At 72.8% G+C, this 23,312-nt stretch carries 21 protein-coding genes; 15 read left to right on the top strand and 6 right to left on the bottom strand.

The window, feature by feature from the left end; all coding sequences use genetic code 11:
* Positions 1–119: 119 nt before the first annotated feature.
* Positions 120–1,214: an MFS transporter gene (locus tag O7634_RS22415; RefSeq protein WP_278152087.1), complete on the top strand. Its 1,095-nt coding sequence runs from the start codon at positions 120–122 to the stop codon at positions 1,212–1,214.
* Here O7634_RS22415 and O7634_RS22420 read toward each other — a convergent pair.
* Positions 1,211–1,468, bottom strand: coding sequence for a hypothetical protein (locus tag O7634_RS22420; RefSeq protein ID WP_278152088.1), 258 nt, complete (start codon positions 1,466–1,468; stop codon positions 1,211–1,213). The genes O7634_RS22415 and O7634_RS22420 overlap by 4 nt on opposite strands.
* A 338-nt stretch (positions 1,469–1,806) precedes the next feature.
* Here O7634_RS22420 and lanKC point away from each other — a divergent pair, with 338 nt between their 5' ends.
* The 4 genes from lanKC (at position 1,807) to O7634_RS22440 (ending at position 8,095) form a co-directional block, all read left to right on the top strand.
* Entirely contained in the window at positions 1,807–4,404 is a 2,598-nt protein-coding gene (gene lanKC / locus O7634_RS22425; protein ID WP_278152089.1) for a class III lanthionine synthetase LanKC, read from the top strand.
* A gap of 5 nt (positions 4,405–4,409) precedes the next feature.
* Positions 4,410–4,529, top strand: coding sequence for a SapB/AmfS family lanthipeptide (locus O7634_RS22430; RefSeq protein WP_013734295.1), 120 nt, complete (start codon positions 4,410–4,412; stop codon positions 4,527–4,529).
* 72 nt (positions 4,530–4,601) lie between these two features.
* Entirely contained in the window at positions 4,602–6,332 is a 1,731-nt protein-coding gene (locus O7634_RS22435) for an ABC transporter ATP-binding protein (protein WP_278152090.1), read from the top strand.
* Positions 6,329–8,095 (top strand): ABC transporter ATP-binding protein, encoded by a 1,767-nt coding sequence (locus O7634_RS22440; RefSeq protein WP_278152091.1) that lies wholly within the window; start codon positions 6,329–6,331, stop codon positions 8,093–8,095. The genes O7634_RS22435 and O7634_RS22440 overlap by 4 nt, the downstream gene beginning before the upstream one ends.
* 29 nt (positions 8,096–8,124) lie before the next feature.
* Here the strand turns inward: O7634_RS22440 and O7634_RS22445 are convergent, their stop codons facing one another.
* The 3 genes from O7634_RS22445 to O7634_RS22455 form a co-directional block, all read right to left on the bottom strand.
* Positions 8,125–8,700 carry a response regulator transcription factor gene (locus O7634_RS22445; protein ID WP_278152092.1) on the bottom strand — a complete coding sequence of 192 codons (576 nt, stop codon included), beginning with the start codon at positions 8,698–8,700 and terminating at the stop codon, positions 8,125–8,127.
* A gap of 120 nt (positions 8,701–8,820) precedes the next feature.
* Complete coding sequence (locus tag O7634_RS22450; protein ID WP_278152093.1) at positions 8,821–9,426, bottom strand: response regulator transcription factor; 606 nt, start codon at positions 9,424–9,426, stop codon at positions 8,821–8,823.
* 193 nt (positions 9,427–9,619) lie between these two features.
* Positions 9,620–10,699 carry a hypothetical protein gene (locus O7634_RS22455; RefSeq protein WP_278152094.1) on the bottom strand — a complete coding sequence of 360 codons (1,080 nt, stop codon included), beginning with the start codon at positions 10,697–10,699 and terminating at the stop codon, positions 9,620–9,622.
* 260 nt (positions 10,700–10,959) lie between these two features.
* On the opposite strand from O7634_RS22455, the gene O7634_RS22460 reads away from it, so the two are divergent.
* A complete protein-coding gene (locus O7634_RS22460; RefSeq protein WP_278152095.1) occupies positions 10,960–11,511 on the top strand; it encodes a hypothetical protein in 552 nt (183 codons plus the stop codon).
* A 25-nt stretch (positions 11,512–11,536) separates the two neighbouring features.
* On the opposite strand, the gene O7634_RS22465 is transcribed toward O7634_RS22460, so the two are convergent.
* Positions 11,537–12,181, bottom strand: a complete 645-nt coding sequence (locus tag O7634_RS22465) for an alpha/beta hydrolase (RefSeq protein WP_278152096.1) — start codon at positions 12,179–12,181, stop codon at positions 11,537–11,539.
* Positions 12,182–12,284: 103 nt separating this feature from the next.
* Between O7634_RS22465 and O7634_RS22470 the strand changes: the two genes are divergently transcribed.
* Together O7634_RS22470 and O7634_RS22475 are read left to right on the top strand one after the other, a co-directional pair.
* The gene (locus O7634_RS22470; RefSeq protein WP_278152097.1) at positions 12,285–13,013 is read left to right on the top strand and encodes a hypothetical protein; all 729 of its coding nucleotides are present in this window, start codon (positions 12,285–12,287) and stop codon (positions 13,011–13,013) included.
* A gap of 69 nt (positions 13,014–13,082) precedes the next feature.
* On the top strand, positions 13,083–13,388 hold the full coding sequence (locus tag O7634_RS22475; protein WP_278152098.1) for a hypothetical protein: 306 nt from the start codon (positions 13,083–13,085) through the stop codon (positions 13,386–13,388).
* Positions 13,389–13,465: 77 nt separating this feature from the next.
* Here the strand turns inward: O7634_RS22475 and O7634_RS22480 are convergent, their stop codons facing one another.
* Positions 13,466–13,822: a DoxX family protein gene (locus tag O7634_RS22480; RefSeq protein WP_278154045.1), complete on the bottom strand. Its 357-nt coding sequence runs from the start codon at positions 13,820–13,822 to the stop codon at positions 13,466–13,468.
* 270 nt (positions 13,823–14,092) lie between these two features.
* Here O7634_RS22480 and O7634_RS22485 point away from each other — a divergent pair, with 270 nt between their 5' ends.
* The 7 genes from O7634_RS22485 to O7634_RS22515 all read left to right on the top strand — a co-directional run bounded on the left by O7634_RS22485 (position 14,093) and on the right by O7634_RS22515 (position 23,189).
* Positions 14,093–16,636 carry an AfsR/SARP family transcriptional regulator gene (locus tag O7634_RS22485; RefSeq protein WP_278152099.1) on the top strand — a complete coding sequence of 848 codons (2,544 nt, stop codon included), beginning with the start codon at positions 14,093–14,095 and terminating at the stop codon, positions 16,634–16,636.
* Between the two features lie 210 nt (positions 16,637–16,846).
* Positions 16,847–18,427, top strand: a complete 1,581-nt coding sequence (locus O7634_RS22490; protein WP_278152100.1) for an AMP-binding protein — start codon at positions 16,847–16,849, stop codon at positions 18,425–18,427.
* A 50-nt stretch (positions 18,428–18,477) separates the two neighbouring features.
* Positions 18,478–19,233 (top strand): DUF3050 domain-containing protein, encoded by a 756-nt coding sequence (locus O7634_RS22495; protein WP_278152101.1) that lies wholly within the window; start codon positions 18,478–18,480, stop codon positions 19,231–19,233.
* Positions 19,234–19,403: 170 nt separating this feature from the next.
* A complete protein-coding gene (locus O7634_RS22500) occupies positions 19,404–20,477 on the top strand; it encodes a type III polyketide synthase (RefSeq protein WP_278152102.1) in 1,074 nt (357 codons plus the stop codon).
* Positions 20,474–21,031 (top strand): cupin domain-containing protein, encoded by a 558-nt coding sequence (locus tag O7634_RS22505; protein WP_278152103.1) that lies wholly within the window; start codon positions 20,474–20,476, stop codon positions 21,029–21,031. The genes O7634_RS22500 and O7634_RS22505 overlap by 4 nt, the downstream gene beginning before the upstream one ends.
* 5 nt (positions 21,032–21,036) lie before the next feature.
* The gene (locus O7634_RS22510) at positions 21,037–22,194 is read left to right on the top strand and encodes a DegT/DnrJ/EryC1/StrS family aminotransferase (RefSeq protein ID WP_278152104.1); all 1,158 of its coding nucleotides are present in this window, start codon (positions 21,037–21,039) and stop codon (positions 22,192–22,194) included.
* On the top strand, positions 22,191–23,189 hold the full coding sequence (locus O7634_RS22515; protein ID WP_278152105.1) for a class I SAM-dependent methyltransferase: 999 nt from the start codon (positions 22,191–22,193) through the stop codon (positions 23,187–23,189). The genes O7634_RS22510 and O7634_RS22515 overlap by 4 nt, the downstream gene beginning before the upstream one ends.
* Positions 23,190–23,312: the final 123 nt, after the last annotated feature.

Here is a 23,312-nt window from a genome sequence, read left to right on the forward strand (position 1 = left end):
GGTTCCACCGCGGCCACCTGGTCGGCGACGCTCGGCCCGCCGGGTGCTGCCGGCCAGGTGGCCGACCTGCGCGATGACGGCCAGCACGTCGTCACCAGGGCCCGAGCAGCGCGACAGCTTTGGTCCGCGCCGTAGCGTGGTGCAGTGGCAACACAGCGCACCGAGCCGTCCGCGACGCCGAGCCCTCGGCTGATTCTCCTCTTCGCGGTGACGGCCGGGGTCGCCGCCGCCTCGTCCCGGTGCTGCTGCTGGCCTCGGCGGTGGCGCTGCTGTCGTGCGCGGTCGCGCCGACGATCGGCGTACTCCTGCTCGCGCTGGTGGTGCTCGGCGTGACGACGATCTCCGGGCAGCTCGTCACCCCCCTCGCCGGGGACCTGGCCGGCGACGACCATCGCGGTCGGATCGTCGGTCTCGTCGGGTCCGGGACCCTGACCGGCATCCTTGCCTCCCGTACCATCAGCGGGCTCGTCGCCGGCGCCGGCGGCTGGCGGTCGGTCTTCGTCGTCGCGGCGGTCGTCGCCGTGCTGCTCGCCGTCCTGCTGCACCGCGCGATTCCACAGCTACCACCGCGGACGCGTATGCCCTATCCGCGGCTCATCGCCTCGGTCGGCGCCGTGCTGCTCCGCGAGCGCGCGGCCCGCTGGACCATGGCCCTCGCCGCCATCGGGTTCGCCACGTTCTCACTGTTCTGGACGGCGCTGACGTTCCTGCTCAGCGGCCCACCGTTCGGATACCCGGTGACGGTGATCGGTCTGTTCGGGGTGGCCGGCCTCGCCGGTGTCCTCTTCGGGCTGCACGGTGGTCGTCTGCACGACCGCGGCTGGTCCCTTCCCGCAACCGGTGTGGCCTGGGTTGTCGCCCTCTGCGCCTTCGTCGTCGCGGCGTTCGCCGGCCGGTCCGTGGTGCTCGTCGTCACGGCGATCGTCCTGGTCGACGTCGCCCTGCAGACGCAGGCACTGCTCAACCGGGCGCGACTGTTCGCCCTCTCGGACGAGGCTCGCAGCCGACTCAACACGGCACTGGGCGTCGGCAACTTCCTCGGCGGCGCGATCGGCTCCGCCGCCGCGACAGCGCTCTGGTCCGCTGGTGGTCGGACGGCGGTCACGGCGGCCGGCGCGGCGCTCTGCGGATTCGCGCTCACCGTGTGGGCGCTGGGGCGTCGAGGGCCACTCGTGCCGACCGGGCGCCGAGTGGCCCCGTCCGGAACCGGCTAGTAGGTGAAGGTCCAGAGGAAGTAGAAGCCGGGAGCGGTGGGGTTGTACTGGCGGTACTCGCAGTAGTACCAGCTCCACTGCCCGGTCTGGACGCCCTCGCTGCCGTAGCTGTTGCAGAACTGGCCGTCGTAGTAGACGCCGCGCAGCGTGCCGCCGGGCGGGTCGGCCGCGGCCGGGGTGGCGCCGACCCCGACCAGCCCGCCCAGGGCGAGAGCCGCGCCCGCCACCACTGTCGCCCATCTGCGTCCGCGCATGAATGCCTCCTTCACCACCGCCCTCGGCGTACGACGGCTGCCCGTCGAACCGGGAACGGACATCGAAGTTCGTGAAAGTCAGGCTGTCACGGGGCGTGCGCGTCCCGACTCCCGACAACAGGCGGCGCCGCCGCGATGATCCGCCAACGCGGTCTCCGTCGAACGGGCAACCGCCCTGACCGGACGGCACGTCGTTCGGGCCTGACTAATGTCACGGCCGCCTGTGCGCCGCGCATCGAACGTCGTGACTAAGTGCACTGGAGCGGACTGCGTCCCGTCGATGAGACTCGATGCAACGCCGGAACACGAGCCGGCCGAGTGCGAGAGGCGGCGAGACGGTGGACGAACGCTACGACAGCTACTGCGCCGCGGATCGGCTGTTCTACGACTCGCTCGGCAGCGCCGTCGCGCAGCCCGTCTTCCCGGCGGCCGAGCGGCAGGTGCCGACCGGCTGGCGTCGTGAGCCGCTCGACGACTGGCTGATCTACGCCCCGGACGGTGGCTCACTGCCCCAGCAGGGCTGGAAGATCCACATCTCGGCGGGCCTGGCGAACGCGGAGCGCGTGCTGGACGCCGTCTGGGACTACTGCGTCCCGCGCGGCCTGTCCTTCAAGTTCCTCATCGGGCCGCGCACGTTGCTCCTGCGCAACTCGAAGTACGCCGCCCGGGCCGCCAGCGGCAAGTTCATCACCGTCTACCCGCGCGACGACGCCGAGCTGGAGCTGACCTGCAAGGAGCTCGACGAGCTGCTCGCCGGTGAGACCGGGCCGTACGTCCTCAGCGACCTCCGCTACGGCAACGGCCCGGTCTACGTGCGCTACGGCGGCTTCGCCGCCCGCTACTGTCACTCCGCCGACGGTCAGGTCGTGCCGGCCATCGAGGACGACTCCGGGGTGCTGGTCCCGGACCGCCGTGAGCCGGTCTTCCACGTGCCCTCCTGGGTCACCCTGCCGGACTTCCTCGGCCCGCACCTGGCCGCCCGCAACGACACCAGCACCAACGAGGTGCCGTACCGGATCGAGCGGGTGATCCACTTCTCCAACGGCGGTGGCCTGTACGTGGGCAGGGACCTGCGTACCGGTGTCGAGGTGGTGTTGAAGGAGGCCCGGCCGCACGCCGGCCTGGACGCCGACGGCACCGACGCCGTCGCCCGGCTGGCCCGCGAGGCGGCGGCCCTGCGGCAACTCGCCGACCTGCCGCAGGTGCCCAGGGTGCACGACGAGTTCAGCCTCGGCGAGCACCGGTTCCTCGCGCTCGAGTTCGTCGAGGGCCGACCACTGAACAAGGTGCTCGTCGACAGGTATCCGCTCATCGACGCCGACGCGACAGACGACGACCGGGCGGCGTACGTGCGCTGGGCCCGGCACATCCACCAGCAGGTGGAGACCGTCGTCACGGCGATCCACGAGCGCGGCCTGGTCTACGGGGACCTGCACCTGTTCAACATCATGGTCCGACCGGACGACCGGATCGCCCTGGTGGACTTCGAGGTGGCCGCCCCGATCGCCGACCACCGGCGTCCCGGCCTGCGCAACCAGGGCTTCGCGGCGCCACGCGACCGGACCGGGCCGGCCGTCGACAGGTACGCCCTGGCGTGTCTGCGGCTGGCGTTGTTCCTCCCGCTGACCCAGTTGGTGCGGCTCGCCCCGACCAAGGTCGCGCACCTAGCCGACATCATCGCCGCGAACTTCCCGGTGCCGAGATCCTTCCTCACCCCGGCGGTCGAGGAGATCACCGGCGGCACGCCGGAGCCCGAGGACCAGGGCGAGATCCTGGACGCCCGGGACTGGCCCGCCACCCGGGACCGGCTGGCCACGGCGATAGTGGCCAGCGCCACCCCCGAACGGACCGACCGGCTCTTCCCCGGCGACATCGAACAGTTCCGCAGCGGCGGCCTCAACCTCGCCCACGGGGCGGCGGGAGTGCTGTACGCGCTCGACCGCAGCGGCGCCGGACGCTGGCCGGACCACGAGGACTGGCTGGTACGGCGCGCGACAGCGCCCCCGTCCGGCACCCGCTGCGGCTTCTACGACGGGCTGCACGGCGTCGCGTACGCGCTCGAACACCTCGGACGCCGGCAGGACGCGCTGGACGTGCTCGACATCTGCCTGCGCGAACCGGTGGACGGGCTCGACCACAGCCTGGCCAGCGGACTGTCCGGCGTCGCCCTCAACCTGGCCGAGATGGCCGCGCGGACCGGCGAGACACGGCTGCGCGACGCCGCGTGGCGGGTCGCCGAGCGGGTGATCGACCAACTCGCCGAGGACCCGGGCCCGGACATCAGTGGCGGACGCAACCCGTACGCCGGCCTGACCCGTGGTCGGACCGGACCGGCGCTGCTGCTGCTGCGGCTGTACGAGCTGAGCGGCGACGACGGGCTGCTGGAGCACGCCGCCACGGCGCTGCGCCAGGACCTGCGCCGGTGTGTGCTGCGCCCGGACGGCGCGCTGGAGGTCAACGAGGGTTGGCGGACCATGCCGTACCTGGCCCACGGCAGCGTCGGCATCGGGCTGGTCCTCGACCAGTACCTGCGCCACCGCGCCGACGACCGGTTCGCCGAGGCCAGCGCGGGGATCCGCCGCGCGGCGCGGTCACCGTTCTACGCGCAGTCCGGTCTCTTCGCCGGACGCGCCGGCATCATCGCCTACCTCGCCGCCTCGACCGACGACGCGGACCGGCGGGAACTCGCCGCGCAGGTGGATCGGTTGAACTGGCACGCGTTGCCGTACCGGGACGGGATCGCCTTCCCCGGTGAGCAGTTGCTGCGGCTGTCCATGGACTTCGGCACCGGCACCGCCGGCGTGCTGTACGCGCTGGCCTGCGCGCGGTCCGACGAGCCGCCGGTGCTGCCCTTTCTCGCGCCCCTGCCGGGCGCGCACAGACTCCCCCGCGATCGCGGGGGCGACGTGATCGGCGAACGGAAGGAAGGGAGGTGAACGACATGGCGCTTCTGGACCTCCAGGGCCTGGAGATGGCTCCGGCCGACCGCACGGGTGGCGGTAGCCGGGCGAGCCTGCTGCTCTGCGGCGACAGCTCGCTCTCCGTCACGACCTGCAACTGATCCATCGCAAACGCGGTCCCTGGGTGGGCAGACGTGCCCACCCAGGGCATCCGCGTCGCACCGGGAGGACCGATGCCGACGTTCCACGCGGGGGACCGCCTGCTGCGACGGACGGTCCGGGCGGGCGGCGGCTGGACCATCGGACTCGCGGCGGTCGCGCTGCTCGGCGCGGCCGCCGAACTGCTGCTACCCGCGTTCCTCGGCCGCGCCGTCGACGCCGCCCTCACCGGCGGCTCCGGTTGGTGGGCGGCATCGGCGTTCGGTCTGGTCATCGTCCTCATCAGCGTCGACACCCTCACCGACCTGGCCAGCGGGTTCGGCGCCGCGCGGGCCACCGCCGGACTGCGCCGCCACCTGCTGCGCCACCTGTTCGCAGTGGACCTGCGCGTCACCAGCCGCCATCCGGTGGGTGACCTCGTCGGGCGGCTGGTCAGCCAGGCCGCCGACGCCGGGCAGGCCGGAAACGCCGTGGTGCTCGCCGTGGTGGCGGTGCTCCCGCCGCTCGGCAGCGTCGTCGCCCTCACCATCCTGGAACCCGTCCTCGGCGTCACCCTCCTCGTCGGCCTCGGTCTGCTCGCCGTGCTCCTGCGCGCCTTCGTGACCGACGCCTCGACAGTGACCGCCGGCTACCAACGGGTGCTCGGCGACATCGCCGGCCGACTACAGGAGTCGCTGACCGGCGCCCGGACCATCGCCGCCGCCGGCACCACCCGTCGCGAGCAGGAGCGGGTGCTGACGGCCCTGCCCGAGGTGGGTCGGCACGGCCGTCGCGGTTGGGAACTGCTCGCTCGGGCGAGCGCGCGCACCTCGGCCGTGGCGCCGCTGCTGAACCTGAGCGTCATCGCCGTCGGGGGGTACGCCCTGACCGCCGGTTGGCTCACACCCGGTCAACTCGTCACCGCGGTCCGGTACGCGGCGCTGGGCGCCGGCCTCGGCGGTGTGCTCGCCTCGCTGAACCACCTGGTCCGCAGCCGCGCGGGAGCGCACCGGCTCGCCGAGCTGCTGGCCCAGCCCGTCACGCCGGACGGCGACGAGCCGCTCCCGCCCGGTGCCGGCGCGCTGCGGCTGCGCGGCGTCAGCGTGTACGCCGACGACGGTCGGCCCATCCTGGACCGCATCGACCTGGACGTACCGGCGGGCGCGACGGTCGCCGTCGTCGGAGCGTCCGGCGCCGGCAAGACCACGCTGGCAGCCGTGGCCGGACGGCTGCACGATCCGGACGCCGGCGAGGTGCTGCTGGACGGCGTGCCGCTGCGCCGCCTCGACCGGGCGGCCCTGCGCCGGGCCGTGGGGTACGCCTTCGACCGGCCGGTGCTGATCGGCGCGACAGTCCACGACGCCATCGGGCTGGCGATGCCGGTCGAGTCGGCGACGCCGCCCGCCGACGAGGCCGCGCCGGCCACCCCGGCGGTCCTGCGGGCGGCCCGCATGGCGGCGGTCGCCGAGGTGGTGGACCGGTTGCCCGAGCGGTACCGCACCCCGGTGGTGGACGCGCCGTTCTCCGGGGGCGAGGCCCAACGTCTCGGCCTGGCCCGGGCGTTCGCGGCCGAGCGACTGCTCATCCTGGACGATGCGATGTCCAGCCTGGACAGCGCCACCGAGCACCGGATCACCCGGGCGGTGACCGGGCGGGGCGGTGCGCGTACCCGGCTGGTGGTCACCCACCGCACCGCGACGGCCGCGGCGGCCGACCTGGTCGCCTGGCTGGACGGCGGCCTGCTGCGGGGCGTGGCGCCACACCGGCGGCTCTGGGCGGACCCGGACTACCGGGCCGTCTTCCAACCCGCCGGCGGTGCGTCGTGACCGGACCCGGCGTACGGCGGGCGACCTGGCGGGCGTTGCGGTCCCGCCGGCGTGACCTTGCGGCGCTCTGCTGGTGGTCGGCGATCGAGGCGGTGCCCGCCCTGCTCTCCGGCTACCTGGTCGCCCGCGCCGTCGACGAGGGCTTTCTGGCTGGACGCCCGCTCGCCGGCCTGGCCTGGCTGGCTGCCCTCGCGGTGGCCGTGCTGGTCGGCGCCGCGGCCACCGGACGGACCTACCGGAGACTCGGCGCCGTGGTCGAGCCGTTCCGGGACGAGCTGGTCGGTCAGGTGGTCCGGGGCGCGTTGAGCGACGCCACCGGGGCCGGCGGCCGCCCGGACAGCGCCGCGGTCGCCCGGCTGACCCACCAGGTGGAGGTCGTGCGGGACACCTTCGCCGGACTGTTGATGGTCACCCGTGGGTTCGTCTTCGCCGCCGGGGCGGCGCTGGTTGGCCTCCTCGCCCTGGCCCCGGTCGTGGCCGCGCTGGCCGCCGCGCCGCTCGTCGTCGGCCTGGCCGTGTTCCTCGCCGCGCTGCCGGCGATGGTCGGGCTCCAGCGCGCCTACGTCCGCGCCGGTGAGCGGCTCGGCCGGTCGGCGGCGGTGACGCTGGCCGGGCATCGCGACGTGGTGGCCTGCGGTGCGCGCGAACGCGTCACCGCGGAACTGGACCGTCAGGTGGCGGCGCAGGCCGCCGCGGAACGCGCCCTCGCCCGGATGGCGGCGATCCGCAGCCTCAGCCTGGGCATCGGCGGCTGGGTGCCGCTGGTGGTACTGCTCTCGGCCGCCCCGTGGCTGGTCGACCGGGGGCTGACCGCCGGCGCGGTGCTGGGCGCGCTGATCTACGTCTCCACCGGGCTGCAACCGGCCCTGCACACCCTGGTGCAGGGCCTCGGTGGTGGCGGCCTCCGCTACGCGGTCACGCTGGAGAACCTGCTACGTGGCTACCCGCCGCCCGACGCCGCGTCCCGGCCCGACCCCGGCACCGCACGCCCCGGCACCGCTCCGCCGGGCCGCTGCCCGGCCGTCGAGGTCCGGGAGGTGACCTTCGGGTACGGTCCGCGCGCCCGACCCGTCCTGCGGAACTTCTCCATGACCCTGGCCGACGGCGAGCACCTCGCAGTGGTCGGCCCGAGCGGCGTCGGGAAGTCCACACTGGCCGCGCTGATCGCCGGCCTGGTGCCGCCACAGGCCGGCACGGTACGCCTGGGCGGCACGACAACCGCCGACGCGTCGCCGGCCGCCCTCGCCCGGCTACGGGTGGTGGTGCCGCAGGAGGCGTACGTCTTCAGTGGCCGCCTCGCCGACAATCTCCGCTATCTCCGGCCGGGAGCGGACGACGACACCGTGCAGAACGCCCTCGACGTCCTCGGCGCGCGTCCGCTGGCAACCCGGCTGGGCGGCCTGGACGCGCCGGTCACGCCGGCCCTCCTCTCCGCCGGCGAACGGCAGCTCATCGCGGCGACCCGGGCCTGGCTGGCCCCCGCCCCACTGGTGCTCCTCGACGAGGCGACCTGCCACCTGGACCCGGCATTGGAGGCGACGGTCGAGGATGCCTTCGCCGCGCGACAGGGCACCCTCGTGGTGGTCGCGCACCGGATCACCTCCGCGCTGCGGGCCCGTCGGGTGCTGGTCATGGACGGCGACGATCCGGTGCTGGGCACGCACCAGGAGTTGCTGAGCCGCTCGACCACATACCGGCTGCTCGTCGGCTGCTGGGACGACAGGTCGGCGCCGCAGCGGGCGGTGCCGGCGCGGCCGGGCTGAGGCGACGCCGACCCGCCACGCGACGGCGCTCAGATCCAGCCCGCCTCACCGGCTATCCGTACCGCCTCCACCCGGGTCCGCGCGCCCACCTTGCGGGTGATGCGGGCGAGATGGTTGCGAACGGTGCCCCGGGAGAGCTTGAGCGACAGTGCCACCTCCGCGACCGGCGCTCCGGCCGCCGTCAACGTCAGGACCTCCGTCTCGCGGCTGGTCAACGGTCCGTCGGAGCGCAGCGCCGCGACGACGAGTTCGGCGTCGAGCACCGGTTCCCGACGGGCGAGCCGACGGATTCCGTCGATGACCCGCTGCGGGGCCGTGTCGCTGCGCAGCATCCCGACCATGCGGCTGGCGCAGGGCAGTCTGCGCAGCCCTCGGGCGCGATGCGGATGCGCCAACACCAGGACGGGACACGCGCCGGGGGTGAACCCCTCGACGAGATCCAGGTCGGCCACGACCACGTCGGGGCGTTGGTCGCGCACGGCCGCGGGGACCTCGTCGGCACGGTCCACCTTCGCCACCACGTGGATGTCGTCCTCGGCGGCGAGGACGAACGACAGCGCGCCCAACACCAGGGCGCCGTCCAGGGCAAGCAGCGTACGGATCACGGTGAACCTTCCCGTACTCCGGCGGCGATCACTCAACGTCAAAATTCAAACACGCGCGCGGCGGGTCCGCACGGCGAGGGCGGCGGGCCGGGACAGGTCGCCCGCCCCGCCGCCCGGCGGCTACAACCAGCCGTTACGCCGTGCGTGCCAGACCGCTTCCGACCGGTTCCGGGCACCGGTCTTGCGCAGGATCATCGACAGATGGTTGCGCACCGTGCCGTGCGCCAGAAAAAGGCGGCAGGCGATCTCCTTCAGGGGTGAGCCCTCGGCGGCCATCCGCAGCACGTCCATCTCCCGGGGAGTGAGCGGGATCTCCGGCGGACTCAGCGCCGCCACCGCGGCGGCCGGGTCGATCGCCCGTTCGCCGGTGGCGAGCGCCCGGATCGCCCGTACCAACTCCTCCAACGAACTCTCCTTGCCGACCAGACCGCGCGCTCCGGCGGCCAGCGCCGCCTCCACCAGGGCCGGACTCCAGCGTGGGCTCATCGCCAACACCGCGGCGTGCGGCGCCTCGACGCCAATCCTGGCCACCATCTCCACCGGGTCGGGCAGTTCCGGCGTCAGCGCCAGCACCACCACCTGCGGGCGGTGCCGCCGGACCACAGTCAACAACTCGCCGACGCCGTCGACGTCGGCGACCACCTCCATGTCCTCCTCTCCTGACAGCGCGGCGCAGAGCGCACCACGCAGCAAACCCATGTCCTCAGCGACCACAACGTGGATCACCACGTCTCTCCGATCTCGGGTGCGCGTCACGACGGCGGCGACCCGGATCAACCACGGGCTCGCCGGAGCCGGTCGTGCGCGACGGACGGACGGGTATCGGTCACCGCGCCGCCACGATGGCGGGCGCGGGCACCGATCGACCACGCCAGCGGGTGGAGCCGGCCTGGCGGCCACCCGGGGACGTTGGCCCGCCTCAGCCAGGTCGGGCGATCGTCGACAGGGGTCTGCTCTTCAGGACGAGAGGCGCCAGGTCACAGGGTTGTTCGGCGGCCGGTGGGAGCTGCCGACGGACGGACCGGGTCAGCCCGTGTCCGGACGTCGAACCGTCGTTGACGCAGGCGGCGTCCTGGTCCACCGGCGCGACGGGCTGGCGCGGAGCATCGACCCGGGCGGCGATGGCGGTCGGCGGTGCGGCGCGGTGCCCGGTCGAGGCCGGTTGGGCCGCCGGATCGTGAACGGACGACAACGGCGGCGCGGCCGTCGCCTCGTGCGGGTGCGCCGACGTCGACTCCGGTGCCGACGGCGGCACCGGCGCCTGTTGTGGCGCCGGAGCGCTTCCGGGCGTGGAGACCGGCAGGGGCGTCGGCGGATCGGGCATCGGCGGTGACCGCGGGACGATCACCGGGCCGGGCGCAGGCGGCAGGACGGGGGTGACGAGCCGGAGCAGCGTCCGGACGACGGGTCGGATCGGCACGATGTCCACGACGTGCGGCAGTGGGGCCGTGACCAGGTCCAGCACTGGCCAGCCGGCGGTGTCGCGCAGCACGTGGGGGTCGGGCAGCACGTGGGGGTCGCGCAGCACGTGGGGATCGGGCAGCAGGGCGGCCGGCGGGCCGGTGTGGCGGTGGGCCGACCGTCTCAGGTCACGGACCGGATGCTGCTCGGGGCGTGCGCCGGAGGCCCGCCGCTGGTCGCCGTGCCGCACCGGAGGCGGTGTGGCAGGCGCGGCGGCCCGGACCCGGCCCCGCGTGCCGGCCGTCGACTCTCGGGGCTCCGCCGGTGGGGTGGCGCGGCGTGTGGGGACGACGCCGTCACGGCCGGCCGGAGCGGAGGAGGGCTCGCCGCGACGGCGGTCGTCGGCGCCCGTCGCGGGCGGGTCGTGGTGGGCCGGGAGTCGGCCGACCGTCAGTCGCACGATCGGCTCGGTCAGGTCGTTGATCGTCCGATCGGCCTCGTGGCCGGGCCCGCCGCGCGCACCGTCGGCGGCGGCCGGCTCCTGCGTGAGGGCAGCCAGAAGGAAGCCGGCCCCGACAGCCACAGCGATCAGCGCCATGCGCCGGGTGAGCCGCGACAGCCGACCGGTCGCAGGCGACGCGGATCGCACCGGCGTCGACCTCGGCACGGTTGCACTGGCGGAACATCGCACGCGGGCAGGACCCCTTCTGTGGATTGCTGACCCATAGTAGCGGCGCACTCACGTATGTGCATCCAATGGTGGTGTCGCCAGCTGTCTCTTGACCCGTACCGGCCGCCATAATCCTGGTAGGGCACACTGCCGAGGAGGCCCCGGTGCGGCCAACCACCACTGACGACATGAGCGACGCGGAGAACTGGTGCGGCGGCTTCTACGAGTTGCTGCTGGAGTTGGGCGCGACCGACGACCTCCGCCTCGACCGCGCCGTGCGGTCGCTGTGGCGGGCGGCCGGCGTGCGGGAGTGCCGGGTGGGGCCCGACCTGGTCGAGGTGGCCCCCGGCGCGGACGCGTTGGCGGTGGACGGGCACCTGCGCGGGACAGTGACCCTGCCGTCGGGCGACCGGGTGGTCTGCGGCGGCTACGCCCACCGGTACGACAGCACCGACAGTGTGGAGCTCTATCTGCCGCTCGGTGCGCTCGAACGGATCGACCGGAGGATCGGCGGGTATCCCTTCAATGATCGTGGCGGCGTCGAGTCACTGGCGTGGCGGGCGCCGCTCGACCGATGGCTGGCCGACGTCGCCATCCGGGTGTACGACGAGGTGCCGTTCGAGCGCGCCCTCATCGGCTTCGAGGTCGACGAGGATGTCGAGAGCGGCGATGACCCCGGACGCGCCGCTCGGCTGCTGCCGACGACCGACGGCTGGGACTATCGCCCCGCGACCACCTGAGCTTCTGCCCGGCCACGCCGCTAACTCAGCGTGCCAGGTAGGAGGTCAGCCGCTCGGCGAGCTGCCGAGGGTGGCTGAGCGCCACCGCGTGACATCCGTCGATCTCGTCAGGTGTGACTCCGAGCCGGTCGGCGGCCACCCGGCGCTGGAAGTCGGCCGGGAAGAACCGGTCCGCACGGGCGATGAGCACCCGCGTCGGCACGTCCGGCCAGGCGGCCAACGGCCACGGCTCGTCCCACTCGGCGCTGATTTGGGCCCGACCGTGCGCCGCCGCCTCCGCCACGACCTCGGCCGGCACGCCGTTGTAGAACTGCTGCTCCTCGGTGAGCCCTTCCGCGCCGCGATAGCCGGTGTTGTCCCACCAGTCGCCGGGCTTCTCGCCGGGCTTCGGGACCATCGGCGTGAGCAGGACGATCAGCCGCACCGACAGGCTGTCGGCGAGCAGCGGCGCGGTGAACGCGCCGTACGAGTGGCCGACGACGACAAGGTCGCGCCGGTCGCCGACCGCGCCGACAACCGTGTCACGGAACTCGGCGAACCCCGCCGAACTGTCGTCGATGGGCAGCTCCGGCACCACCACGTCGTGGCCCCGGCGGGCCAACTCGGGGACCAGGAGGTGCCAGTCCCACGCGCTGCCTCCGCCGCCGTGGATCAGAACGAACGTCGCCATGACCCGAAGCCTCACCGATGGGTACGACAGTTCCACCGGGAGGCGCACCCGTGGCTGCGGAAAGGGTTCGAGCCGGGGCGGGTCGACGGTGCAGGATGCCGGGGTGGACTCACGCAAACGCGCCGGCCGACTGTGCCCGCCTTCGACGGTCAACAGCCGCATCTCGATCGAGGTCACGACCGCCGATCCGCGGTATGCCGGTGCCGTGCAGACGAGGGTCGTTATCGACGGCCGACCCATTGTCGCGGAGAACTTCACCGAAGGACCCGCCGAGCCGCCCGAATACCTGCTCGGTCCCGCCCGTCGGCTGCGCGCCCGCGCCGAGCCGCACGAGGTTCGACTCGCCGAGGCCGAGTGCACCGTGGGTTGCTGCGGTGCGCTGTACGTGACGATTCAGCGGCACGGCGGAGACGTCGTCTGGCGCGATTGGCGCAACCCGGATGACATCGACCTCGCCATACCGGCGTTCACGTTCGACGCCACGCAGTACGATGCCGAGATCCACCGCGCCGAGTCGGACCGCGCCTGGGAGTGGCACGAACGGACCGTGGCTCGGATCGTGCATGAGCGACTGACTGACGAACCCGAGTTGCTGGCCAGATGGGACTGCCGATTCGGCTGGGCGGCAGCCCGCCCGAATGACCGGGAACGCATCCATGTCGCGTGTTTCTCTCCGCGCCTCCCCGCCGTCGGCGACGACCGTCAGTGGCTTGAGTACCTGGCTGTCGTCGGGGTCCCCCCGGGCGACCCGGCAACGGTGGCCGACGACATCGTCCAGCAGCTCTGTGCCAACGACCCGCGCAGCACGTTCCGGCTGGTCGGCGGTGCCTAGCAGGCAGCGCGGCCGGAGGTGACCACGGACGGCTGTGCCGGCAGGTCAGGCGTGTGGAGGGAGATCGGCGTGGACGACTGGGCGGACAATCCGCGGCTGAACGCCTGGCTGGCGGCCCAGCGGAGAGCCTTTCCGGCCTGGTCGCGTCAGTCGGGGCAGGCGTGGGACTTCACCGTGACGTCGGTGGACCGGCTGGAGCGGCTGCTGCGTGCACGGTTCACCGGCTGGGATGACCTGCTCAGCGCCGAGGAGGCCGAGCAGCCCGCCGTCCTGGTGCCGGGGTGGTACCTCGGCGAGGTGCTCAACCGACGACATCCCGCCGCTCTGCAACCCGTTCACCGAGATCCGTGGCCTGTTCGTCCGCGGACCCGATGATCACCTTCGGGGCGTGGTGGCCCGATTCGAGCGATCAGGGGGAATTCGATAGCTTCAGCGGGGCCGGCAGCCGATTATCACCAGATGCCGTGGTAGGCCAGATTCACCACGAACGTCGCCGTGACGGTCACGAAGAAGACCGCCCATCCGGTGAGTTTGCGGGAACCGACCCGTGCGTGGGCGATGAAGGCGCCGATGAAATACAGCACGAGGCCGAGGGAGGCGAGCGTGCCGATCAGCGGCACCGCGAAGCCGACCAGTAGACCGAGGGAACCCGCCGCCAGCGTCGCACCCAGCCGGGGCATCCAGGAGAGCGGTAGCCGCTTCATCTCCATCTGCTCGCGAGGGTACTCATGATTGATGAGGTACGTGGTGGCGGCGATGGCGGTGAAGAGCGACGCGAGGATGTTGAGGGTGACGTAGGCGGCGAACACGTAATTCCCTTCCACGGTAATCAACGACTCCCGACGATACCGTTCCCGTGATGATCCGTGTGATCCGCTCGGACTTCCCCGTCCGATCCAGTTTCCTGAATCGGGCCAATGGCGATCATTGCGGAGCCACTTCGGGCTTTTGAGCGTCGCATTGCGGCTGTCTCCGCATCGTCGATAGCCTCTGACCGCCAGCTGGGTGCAGCCTCACAGTCTCGGGGGAAGGGGCGCCATGGTGCGGCCGATGTCCGCTGACCGCGTTGTGGGCGACGAATGACCGGGGCGCGTTTCGCCAGAGGCGCGCGCCACCCCCTGCCGGCCTCCCTCCGCTGGACCGAGGCGCCGGCGTCGCGGCTGCCCGGCGAGTTGCCGGCCATGGTGGAGTTCCACGCGCTGGGTCCACTCGAGGCGGTGGTCGCCGGGCAACTGGCCAACCTCGGCACGCCGAAGCAACGCGCGCTGCTCGCCCTCCTGGTGAGCCGGATCGGTCAACCGGTCGCCGTGGAGATGATCCTGGAGACGCTGTGGGCCGGCCACCCACCGCGCTCGGCGATGACCTCGCTGCAGGCGTACATCGCCAACCTGCGTCGGGTCCTGGAGCCGGATCGCGGGCCGCGCAAGCCGGCCGCCGTGCTCCGCACCTGTCCGGGCGGTTACCTGCTGGACGGGCGGGTGGTCGACGTCGACGTCCGCCGGTTCGGTGAGCACGCCACGGCTGGCTGGCAGGCGTGGGACCGCGACGACCCGTCGCAGGCGCTCACCGAGTTCGAGGCCGCGCTGGCGTTGTGGCGCGGAGGGGCGTATTCGGAGGTGGCCAGCGTCGCGCACGTGGCCGGCGAGGTCGCGCGCCTGGAGGAGCTACGGCTGTCGGTCATCGAGGCGCGGTGCGCCGCGCTGCTGGCCGTCGGCGCCCACGCGCGGGCGGTACCCGAGTTGGAGGCGCTGGTCCAGGCCCACCCGCTGCGGGAGTACGGCTGCGAGCTGCTGAGCCTGACGTTGTACCGCACCGGCCGGCAGGCCGACGCGCTGGGCGTGCTGCGGACCGTCCAGCAGCGACTCGCCGACGAGGTGGGCGTCGACCCCCGGCCGGCGCTGCAACTCCTGCAACACGAGATCCTGAGCCAGACGCCAGGCCCGCAGCGGCCCGCGGAGCCGGCGGCGACGCCCTCCGACGCCTCGACCGGCTCGCCGGGCACCTCGATTCCCGACGCCGACGTGTTCGTCGGCCGGGAGCGCGAGCTGCGGCAGTTGGCCGCCGCGTCGGCCGCCGCGGCCGCCGGGCGGGGCCGGGTGGTGACGGTGTACGGCGAGTCGGGTATCGGGAAGACCCGCCTGCTGCGGCACTTCGCCGCGCTGACCGACGCGCCGGTTCTCTGGGGCGCCTGCCCCGAGCATGTGCAGGCGCCCGCGTGGTGGCTGTGGGAGCAGGTGCTGCGAGCGGCGGTCACCGCGTTCCCGGGCCAGGCCGTGCCGGCGACGCTGTCGGAGCTGCTGGCCGGCCACCGGTGGCCGGCACGCGCCGACGCGGCCCTGCGCGCGGTCGAGGAGATCGTCCGATACCTGACCGACATCGCCCGGGACGCCCCGCTGGTGGTGGTGCTGGACCACGTCCACCGCGCCGACCCGAGTTCCCTGCGGCTGCTGGCCCACCTCGCCGACTCGGCGGCGACGAGTCGCCTGCTGGTCATCGTGTCCTACCGCGCGGGGGAGTCGCCCGCACTGGCCGAGACACTGGCGGCCCTGGCCCGGGCCGGGGCGACCGGCGTGGAACTCGACGGCCTGGACGTCGACCAGGTCCACGACCTGGCCCGCGCCGTCCTCGACCGGGAGGTCGACCGGCAGGCGGCGGACGAGCTCTGGGACCGTGGCCGTGGCAACCCCTTCTTCGTGCGGGCGCTGCTCACGCAGCTCGGCGGCGTACCCGATCCGGAACACGTCCACCCGGCACCGGTTCCGGCGCCGATTCGGGAGGTGGTCCTGCACCGGGTCGCCCGGCTACCCACGGTCGCGGCGGAGCTGCTGCCGCTCGCCGCCGTCGCCGGGCGGCACTTCGACATCGCCATCGTCGCCGAGGCCGCCTCGACCGGAATCGAGACGGCCCTGGCGGCGATGGACGCCGCGGTCGCCGCCGGTCTGCTCGTCGAGGACCGGCAGCGGCTGGGGTGGTTCCGCTTCACCCACCCGGTGACCGCCGACGTCCTCTACGAGACGACCGGACGGTTGCGTCGGCTCCGTCGGCACCGCCGGATCGGCGCGGCGGCCGCCCGGGCCTGGGCGGGCGACCCGGTGCGGGCCGCCGAGACGGCCCGGCACTGGCTGCTCGCCGCCGAGCTCGACCCCGCCACCGCCGCCCGTGCCGTCCCGCATGCCGTCGCCGCCGCCCGCGTTGCCGACACCAATCTCGCCTTCGACGACGCCGCCGCGTGGTGGCGGCAGGCGCTGGCCACCGCCGAGCTGACCGACCGGGCCAGGCTCGACCGCTACCCGCTGCTGGTGGGCCTGGGCACCTCGCTGTGCCGGGCGGGCAACCACCACGACGGCCTTCCGGCGCTGGTCGAGGCCATGGAGGAGGCCCTCCCGGGGTACGACGGCAGCGGCGACGGGGACGCGGCCCGGCTGGTCACGGCGGCCATCGCGGCGGTCGGCGAGCTGACGTCGTACCCGATCGGGCACGGCGCGATCCGCCGGCGGCTGCTCGCGGTGCTCGAGCACGCTCTGCCGCAGGTCACCGATGCCGCGCAGCGCTCGCTGCTGGGCTCCTGCCTCGCGGTCGTCGGCAACCACGACCGCGGACGGCGCCCCGGCGCCCCGGCCTGACCCGGTTACCTCGCGCGCCGCGCCCGCCCACCAAGTCGGCACCAATCCGCTGCTCGGCCGCGCTTAAGGCCGCCGGCCGACACTACCTACACATGATGGCGGGCAGTGGACCTCGGGCGGCGTCACCCGGACGCCTGTCGAGCGGGGTCCGCTCGCGCCGCTGACTCACGCCCGGACGTTCGTCAAAGACCCGCAGAGGAGGCGGTCCGTTTGAAGAGCGCCGAGATCCACCGAACGGTACGGAGCAAGGGCCTGCATCTCGGCAGCCTGCCGGAGATGGCGGCGGCCCGTAACGGCTCCACGTCGCTCAGCCTCGACCATGATCTGGATGTCCTGCCGGAGGCGGGACGGCGGATGACGGTACGCCAGGTCGCCGAGCACGTGGACGACCTGGCCGGCCGTCTGGCGGCGGCCGAGATCCGGGCCGGGGACCGGGTCGCCATCTACAAGACGGCGAACTTCGACGTGTGGCTGATCGCCAGCGCGGTCTCGCGGGTCGGGGCGGTTCCCGTGCTGCTCTCACCCGCGCTGAACGCCGCGACCGTCGGCGCTCTGCTGAGCCGGCTGGACCGGCCGGCGTTGGTCACCGACGAGCACATGTTCGACGCGCTCGCCGGTGAGCGCCTGGCGGACCGCGCCGCCCGGGTCGTCCTGGTGGCCGGAGAGCGTCCGGGTGCGCTGTCCCTCGGCGACCTCGCCGGCTCGGCACGGATCACGCCGGTCCACCGGCCGCTGGACGAGGCGGCCATGATCACGCACACGTCCGGCACCACCGGCCTGCCCAAACTCGTCGTGCACACACCGCGGACCATGGGTACCCGGCTCACACCGCAGTGGCGGCTCCTGTCGCTGATGCGCCGACGCGAGCGCGAGACGGTCGCCATCCACATCTCGTTCGTCCATTCCCGGATGTTCGCCGCGATGGCCCTGGTGCTGCTGCGGGGAATGCCGGTGCTGCTGCTGAACGAGTCCGACCCGGAGAGCATCGCCGAGTCGTTCCTCGCCCACCGTCCGGGGTTCGTCGAGGCGCTGCCGAACTCGCTGATGGAGTGGGAGTGCCTGGCCGACGATCCCCGCCGGCCGTTCGCGTCGGTGAAGTACTTCAGCAGCACGTTCGACGCGATCCACCCGCGGACGATGGGTCGGCTGCTCGAGTCGTCCGACCGGCGCGCGCCGATCTTCTTCCAGATCTACGGGCAGAGCGAGGTCGGCCCGGCCGTCGGCAGGCCGTACTTCCGCAAGTCCGCCCACCAGGCCAACGGGCGGTGCGTGGGCTACCCGATGCCCGGCTCGGCGAAGGTGCGCGTGGTGAGCCGCAACGGCCAGCCGCCGTCCGAGGCCAACCCCGGCTACATCGAGGTCGGTTGGGCCGGGCTGGCCAAGACCTACCTCGGCGAGCAGGACCGCTACGACGCCAACCGTTTCGGCGACTGGTGGCGCACCGGCGACGTCGGTTACCGCACCAGGCTGGGCTGCCTGCACATGCTCGACCGGGAGATCGACATGATCCCCGGCCTGCGCAGCATCCTGGAGGTGGAGGACCTGGTGCTGGGCCGGCTCGACGAACTCAGCGAACTCGCCGTGGTGCCCGGCCCGAACAGGACGGCGGTGCCCGTCCTGTGCACCCACGACGACCAGCCGGTGGACCCGGAGCGCTGGCGGGCGGCCGTCGCCGACCTCCCGCAGCTCGCCGAGCCCGTCCAGATCCGCCAGGCCGACCTGCCGCGGACCGGCACCTTGAAGGTGCAACGCACCGAGCTGTCCCGCCGGCTGGTGCAGGCGGCCGGCTGAGGCACCACGTACGGCACCTCACACGCGACCAGAACCCACAGGGAGGAAAGTTGACCGCGAACGCTGAGTTCGACGCGGCACGCGCCAGGCTTGTCGCGCACCCCCTCTACCGACAGATCACCACCGAGGACCGGCTGCGTGTCTTCATGAAGCACCACGTCTTCGCGGTCTGGGACTTCTTCACGCTGCTCAAGCGCCTGCAGACCGAGGTCACCACCGTCACGCTGCCGTGGCAGCCGCGCGGGCACGCCGACCACGGCAGGTTCATCATGGAGATCGTCCTCGCCGAGGAGACCGACGAGGACATCGGTGGGGGCTACATCAGTCACTTCGAGCTGTACCGCCGGGCCATGGTCGAGCTGGGCGCCGACACCGAACCGATCGACGTGTTCCTCGCCGCCCTCGACAACGGCGTCGGGCCGATGGCGGCGCTCAAGGACGAGCGCATTCCGCCCAGCGTCCGCGACTTCGTCAGCCACACCCTCGACGTGGCCCTCACCGGCGCCCCGCACGAGGTGGCGTCCTCGTTCTGCCACGGTCGGGAGAACCTGCTCCCGGACGTGTTCTCCGAGGTCCGCGCCAACGTGGACGAGGTGTTGGCGAACGCCCCGGTGTTCCGGCACTACCTGGACCGGCACATCGCCCTGGACCACGACGAGCACGGGCCGCTCGCGCTGCGCCTGCTCGCGGCCCTGTGCGACGGGGACCCGCACCGCGAGGAGGAGGCGGCCGTGGTGAGCATCGGGGCGATCAACGCCCGCATCGGACTGTGGGACGGCGTGCTCGCGGAGTTCGACGCCGCCTAGGCGGTCGCGCACACGAACGTGGTCGGTGGTCGTGGCCGTCGCTGGCGTCTCTGGCCAGCGACCGGTCCACCCAGCGTCTCCGGACCTTGCGGTATCACAGACAAAAGGGGACTCCATACATGGCAACGTTGTGCAAACCCTCGGTGAGGGTGCCGGAATATGTCGTCACGATGGAAGAGACGCTGGCATTCGCCGAACGGATCCACGCCGGGAAGCCGCAGCTTCCGCTGGCGCTGCGTCTGATCCAGAACACCGGCGTGCTGAAGCGTCACATCGTCCAACCGATCGATCAGACGTTGCACCACCCCGGCCTCGCGGAACGCAACCGCATCTACGAGATCGAGTCGAAGAAGCGCTGCCCGGAGGTCATCGAGGAGGCGCTGGCGAACGCGGGCGTGTCGGTGACCGACATCGATCTCATCGTCTACGTGTCCTGCACCGGCTTCCTCATGCCGTCGCTGACCGCATGGCTCATCAACGAGATGGGATTCCGGTCCGACACCCGGCAGATGCCCATCGCGCAGCTCGGCTGCGCGGCCGGAGGCGCGGCGATCAACCGGGCCCACGACTTCTGCACCGCCTACCCGGACCGCAACGTCCTCATCGTGTCGTGCGAGTTCTGCTCGCTGTGCTACCAACCGGTCGACGACAACATCGGGGCGTTGCTCTCCGACGGGCTGTTCGGCGACGCGGTCGCGGCGGCCGTGGTCCGGGGCATCGGCGGAACCGGCATAGCGCTGGAGCGCAACGCCTCCTACCTGATCCCGAACACCCAGGAGTGGATCTCGTACGCCGTGCGGGCCACCGGCTTCCACTTCCAGCTGGACCGCCGGGTCCCCGGCACCATGGAGCCGCTGGCCCCGGTGATGCGTGACCTGGCCGCCGAGCATGGGTGGGACATCGGGCACCTCGACTTCTACATCGTCCACGCGGGCGGCCCGCGCATCCTGGACGACCTGGCCAAGTTCCTCGACGTGGACCGGAGCATGTTCCGGCACAGCTGGGCGACCCTGACCGAACACGGCAACATCGCCAGCGCCGTCGTACTCGACGCGGCGCGGCGACTCTTCGAGGAGCAGGCGCTGACGCCCGGGGCGACCGGTGTGGTCGCGGGCTTCGGCCCCGGGATCACCGCCGAGATGGCGATGGGCACCTGGGCCGTCGACCCGCTCGCCGCCATCGACCTGGCCGCGCTCGCCGGGCAGCGTGACCTCACGCCGGTCACCCCGGTGGCAGCGCGATGACCGGCCTGGTGGTCCCACCCGGTCAGGGCCGGAAGCTGACGACGAAGGCGCAGGAGGTCACCTTCAAGGTCACCGCCGCCGACGGCTCGGTGGCATCGATCTTCGAGGTGGTGGTGCCGCCCGGCTTCGACGTCGGGGCGCACACCCACGGGCGCTCACAGGAGTTCTTCTACGTGCTCGAGGGCACCCTCGACCTGTTCGCGTTCGAGCCGACCGAGCGTGCGGGGGAGAGCTGGCACGACTGGGAGTCGCCCGACGGCACGCAGGTGGTCCGGGCGGGCGCCGGCAGCTGCATGTTCGTCCCACCCGGTTGCCCGCACGCGTTCCGCAACCCGAGCGACCGGCCGGCGCGCATGCTGTTCCAGAGTTCGCCGGCGCCCGACCACGAGCGCTACTTCGAGGAGATCTGCGAGATCTTCGCCGCCGGCGGGACTGTCGACCCGGACGCCGTGCAACGGCTCCGGGACCGCTACGACGTCCGCCAGATCACCCCACTCCGCTACGGACCACCCGTACCCGCCGAGCCCATCGGCGTATCGCGCGGCGGGAGCTGACGACGATGACACCTATTCCCCTGGTCCACGCCAGCCTCGGTGAGCGGGAACTCGCCGCGGTCGCGCAGGTGTTCGCCTCGGGCTGGCCCGCCGGTCAGGGCCCCCGGGGCAAGGCGCTGGAGGCCGACCTCGTGGCGCGCTACGGCGTCGGCGGCGCGGTCGCCGTCAGCAACTGCGGCGCGGCGCTGCACCTGGCCCTGCTCGCCCTCCGGGTACAACCCGGCGACGAGGTGATCGTCGCCGACTACACGTTCCCCGCGCCGGCGCACGCCGTGCGGTACGTCGGCGCCCAGCCGGTCTTCGCCGACGTACGGGCCGACACCGGAACGATCGATCCGCAGGCCGTGGCGGACCTTGTCGGTCCCCGCACGGTCGGTGTGATCGCTGTCGACACGGTCGGCCTGCCCGCCGACTACGCCGAGCTGACCGCGCTCACCGAACGGCACGGCCTGTTCCTCGTCGAGGATGCGGCCTGCGCCGTCGGCGCCACCTACCGCGGGCGGGAGGCGGGGGCGCTGGCCCCGGTCGCGTGCCTGTCCTTCCACGGGCGCAAGGGTGCCACCAGCGGTGAGGGAGGGGCGTTGCTCGCCACCGATCCGCTGCTCGCGGCGGACGCCCGGCTGCGCTCCTCCTTCGGCATCGGCAGCATCTTCGACCAGGCGCAGATCGTCGGTCTGCCGATCCCGGAGTTCACCGAGATCGGCTACAACTACAAGCTGTCCGACATCGCCGCCGCGATCCTCCAGGTGCAGTTGAGCCGGGTCGACGAGCTGCTGGCACGCCGGGTCGCCGTCGCCGCGCGGTACGCGGAGCTGCTCGCCGACGAGCCGCTGCTCACACTCCCGCACGTGCCGGACGACCGCACCCACGCCTGGCAGACCTTCATGGTCACGTTGGATTCGACGGTGGACCGGGCCGCGGTCGCCACCGCGCTGCGCGCCCAGGGGATCGGCAGCGGACACGGCACCTGGGCGACCCACCTGCAACCGGTGTTCGAGACCAAGCAGAGCTGCCCGGTGTCCGCGGACCTCTTCGCCCGCAACCTCGCCATCCCGATGCACGCCGAGCTTGAGCTGGACCAGGTCGAACGGGTGGCCACCGCGTTGCGGTCCGCGTTGCGGGCTAACGCCCGTCCACTGGCGAGCCGGGGAGGAGCCGCATGAACGCCGACGAGCCGACACCCGACCGGATCCTGCAACTCATCTTCGGCTACTGGGCCACCGGCGTCCTCGGCACGGCCGCGAGCCATTCCCTGTTCACCCATCTCGACGCCGGGGTGGGGACCGTCGAGCCGCTGGCCGCCCGCGCCGGGATCTCGGTGCGCGGCGCGCAGGCGCTCCTCGACGGCCTGGTGAGCCTCGGGCTGGTCGAGGTGCGCGACGGCGTCTACCGCAACAGCGCCGAGGCGGCGGCCTTCCTGGTCGAGGGCAGACCGACCTGCCTGAGCGCGTTCGCGGCGCTCAAGCTCGGCCACCTGGGCAGTCTCGCCGGGCTGCCCGACGCGGTCCGGGACGGCGGGCCGGCGAACGTCGCGACCGTCGAGGTCGTCGACAACCCACACTGGGAGAACCTGGTCCAGGCCATCGCCGCGCAGTCGGTGCCGGTGGCGACGATCGCCGCGGACATCCTGCGCCTGGCCGACGCCGGCGAGGTCTCGATCCTGGACGTCGGCGGCGGCTCGGGCGTCTACTCCGCCATCTGGCTCGGCCTCAACCCCCGGGCCCGCTGCACCCAGCTCGACTGGGCGCCGATCAACTCGATCGCCCGCCGCCTGCTGGCCGAGCGTGGCGTCGGCGACCGGTTCGCCAGCATCGACGGTGACCTGCACACGGCGGACTTCGGCACCGCCGCCTACGACGTCGCCGTGTACTCCCACATCGCGCACCAGGAGGGGCCGGAGGACAACATGGCGGTCTTCGCCAAGCTCCGGGCCGCCCTGAAACCCGGCGGCACGCTCGTGGTGAACGACTACGTGGTCGACGACGACCGCAGCGGTCCTCCGTTCGCGCTGATCTTCGCCAGCGAGATGCTGCTGAAGAGCAGGCAGGGCGGAACCTGGCGACGGGCCGAGTACCAGAGCTGGCTCACCAAGGCCGGCTTCGACGACGTCACGTTCCATCCCACCCCGTCGCCCGCCACGCTGGTCATCGCCCGCTGACGGACACCACCCCGATCGTGCCCGGGTGATCGGCACGGACAGCGCAGGCCGTAGCCGGCTGCCCCGTGGCGGGCAGCCGGCTCGCTTGGCGTGCCCGCCGGGCGCGGTCGCGGCGCGTCGACC

This window comes from Micromonospora sp. WMMD1120, from assembly GCF_029626235.1.
Lineage (GTDB): Bacteria > Actinomycetota > Actinomycetes > Mycobacteriales > Micromonosporaceae > Micromonospora.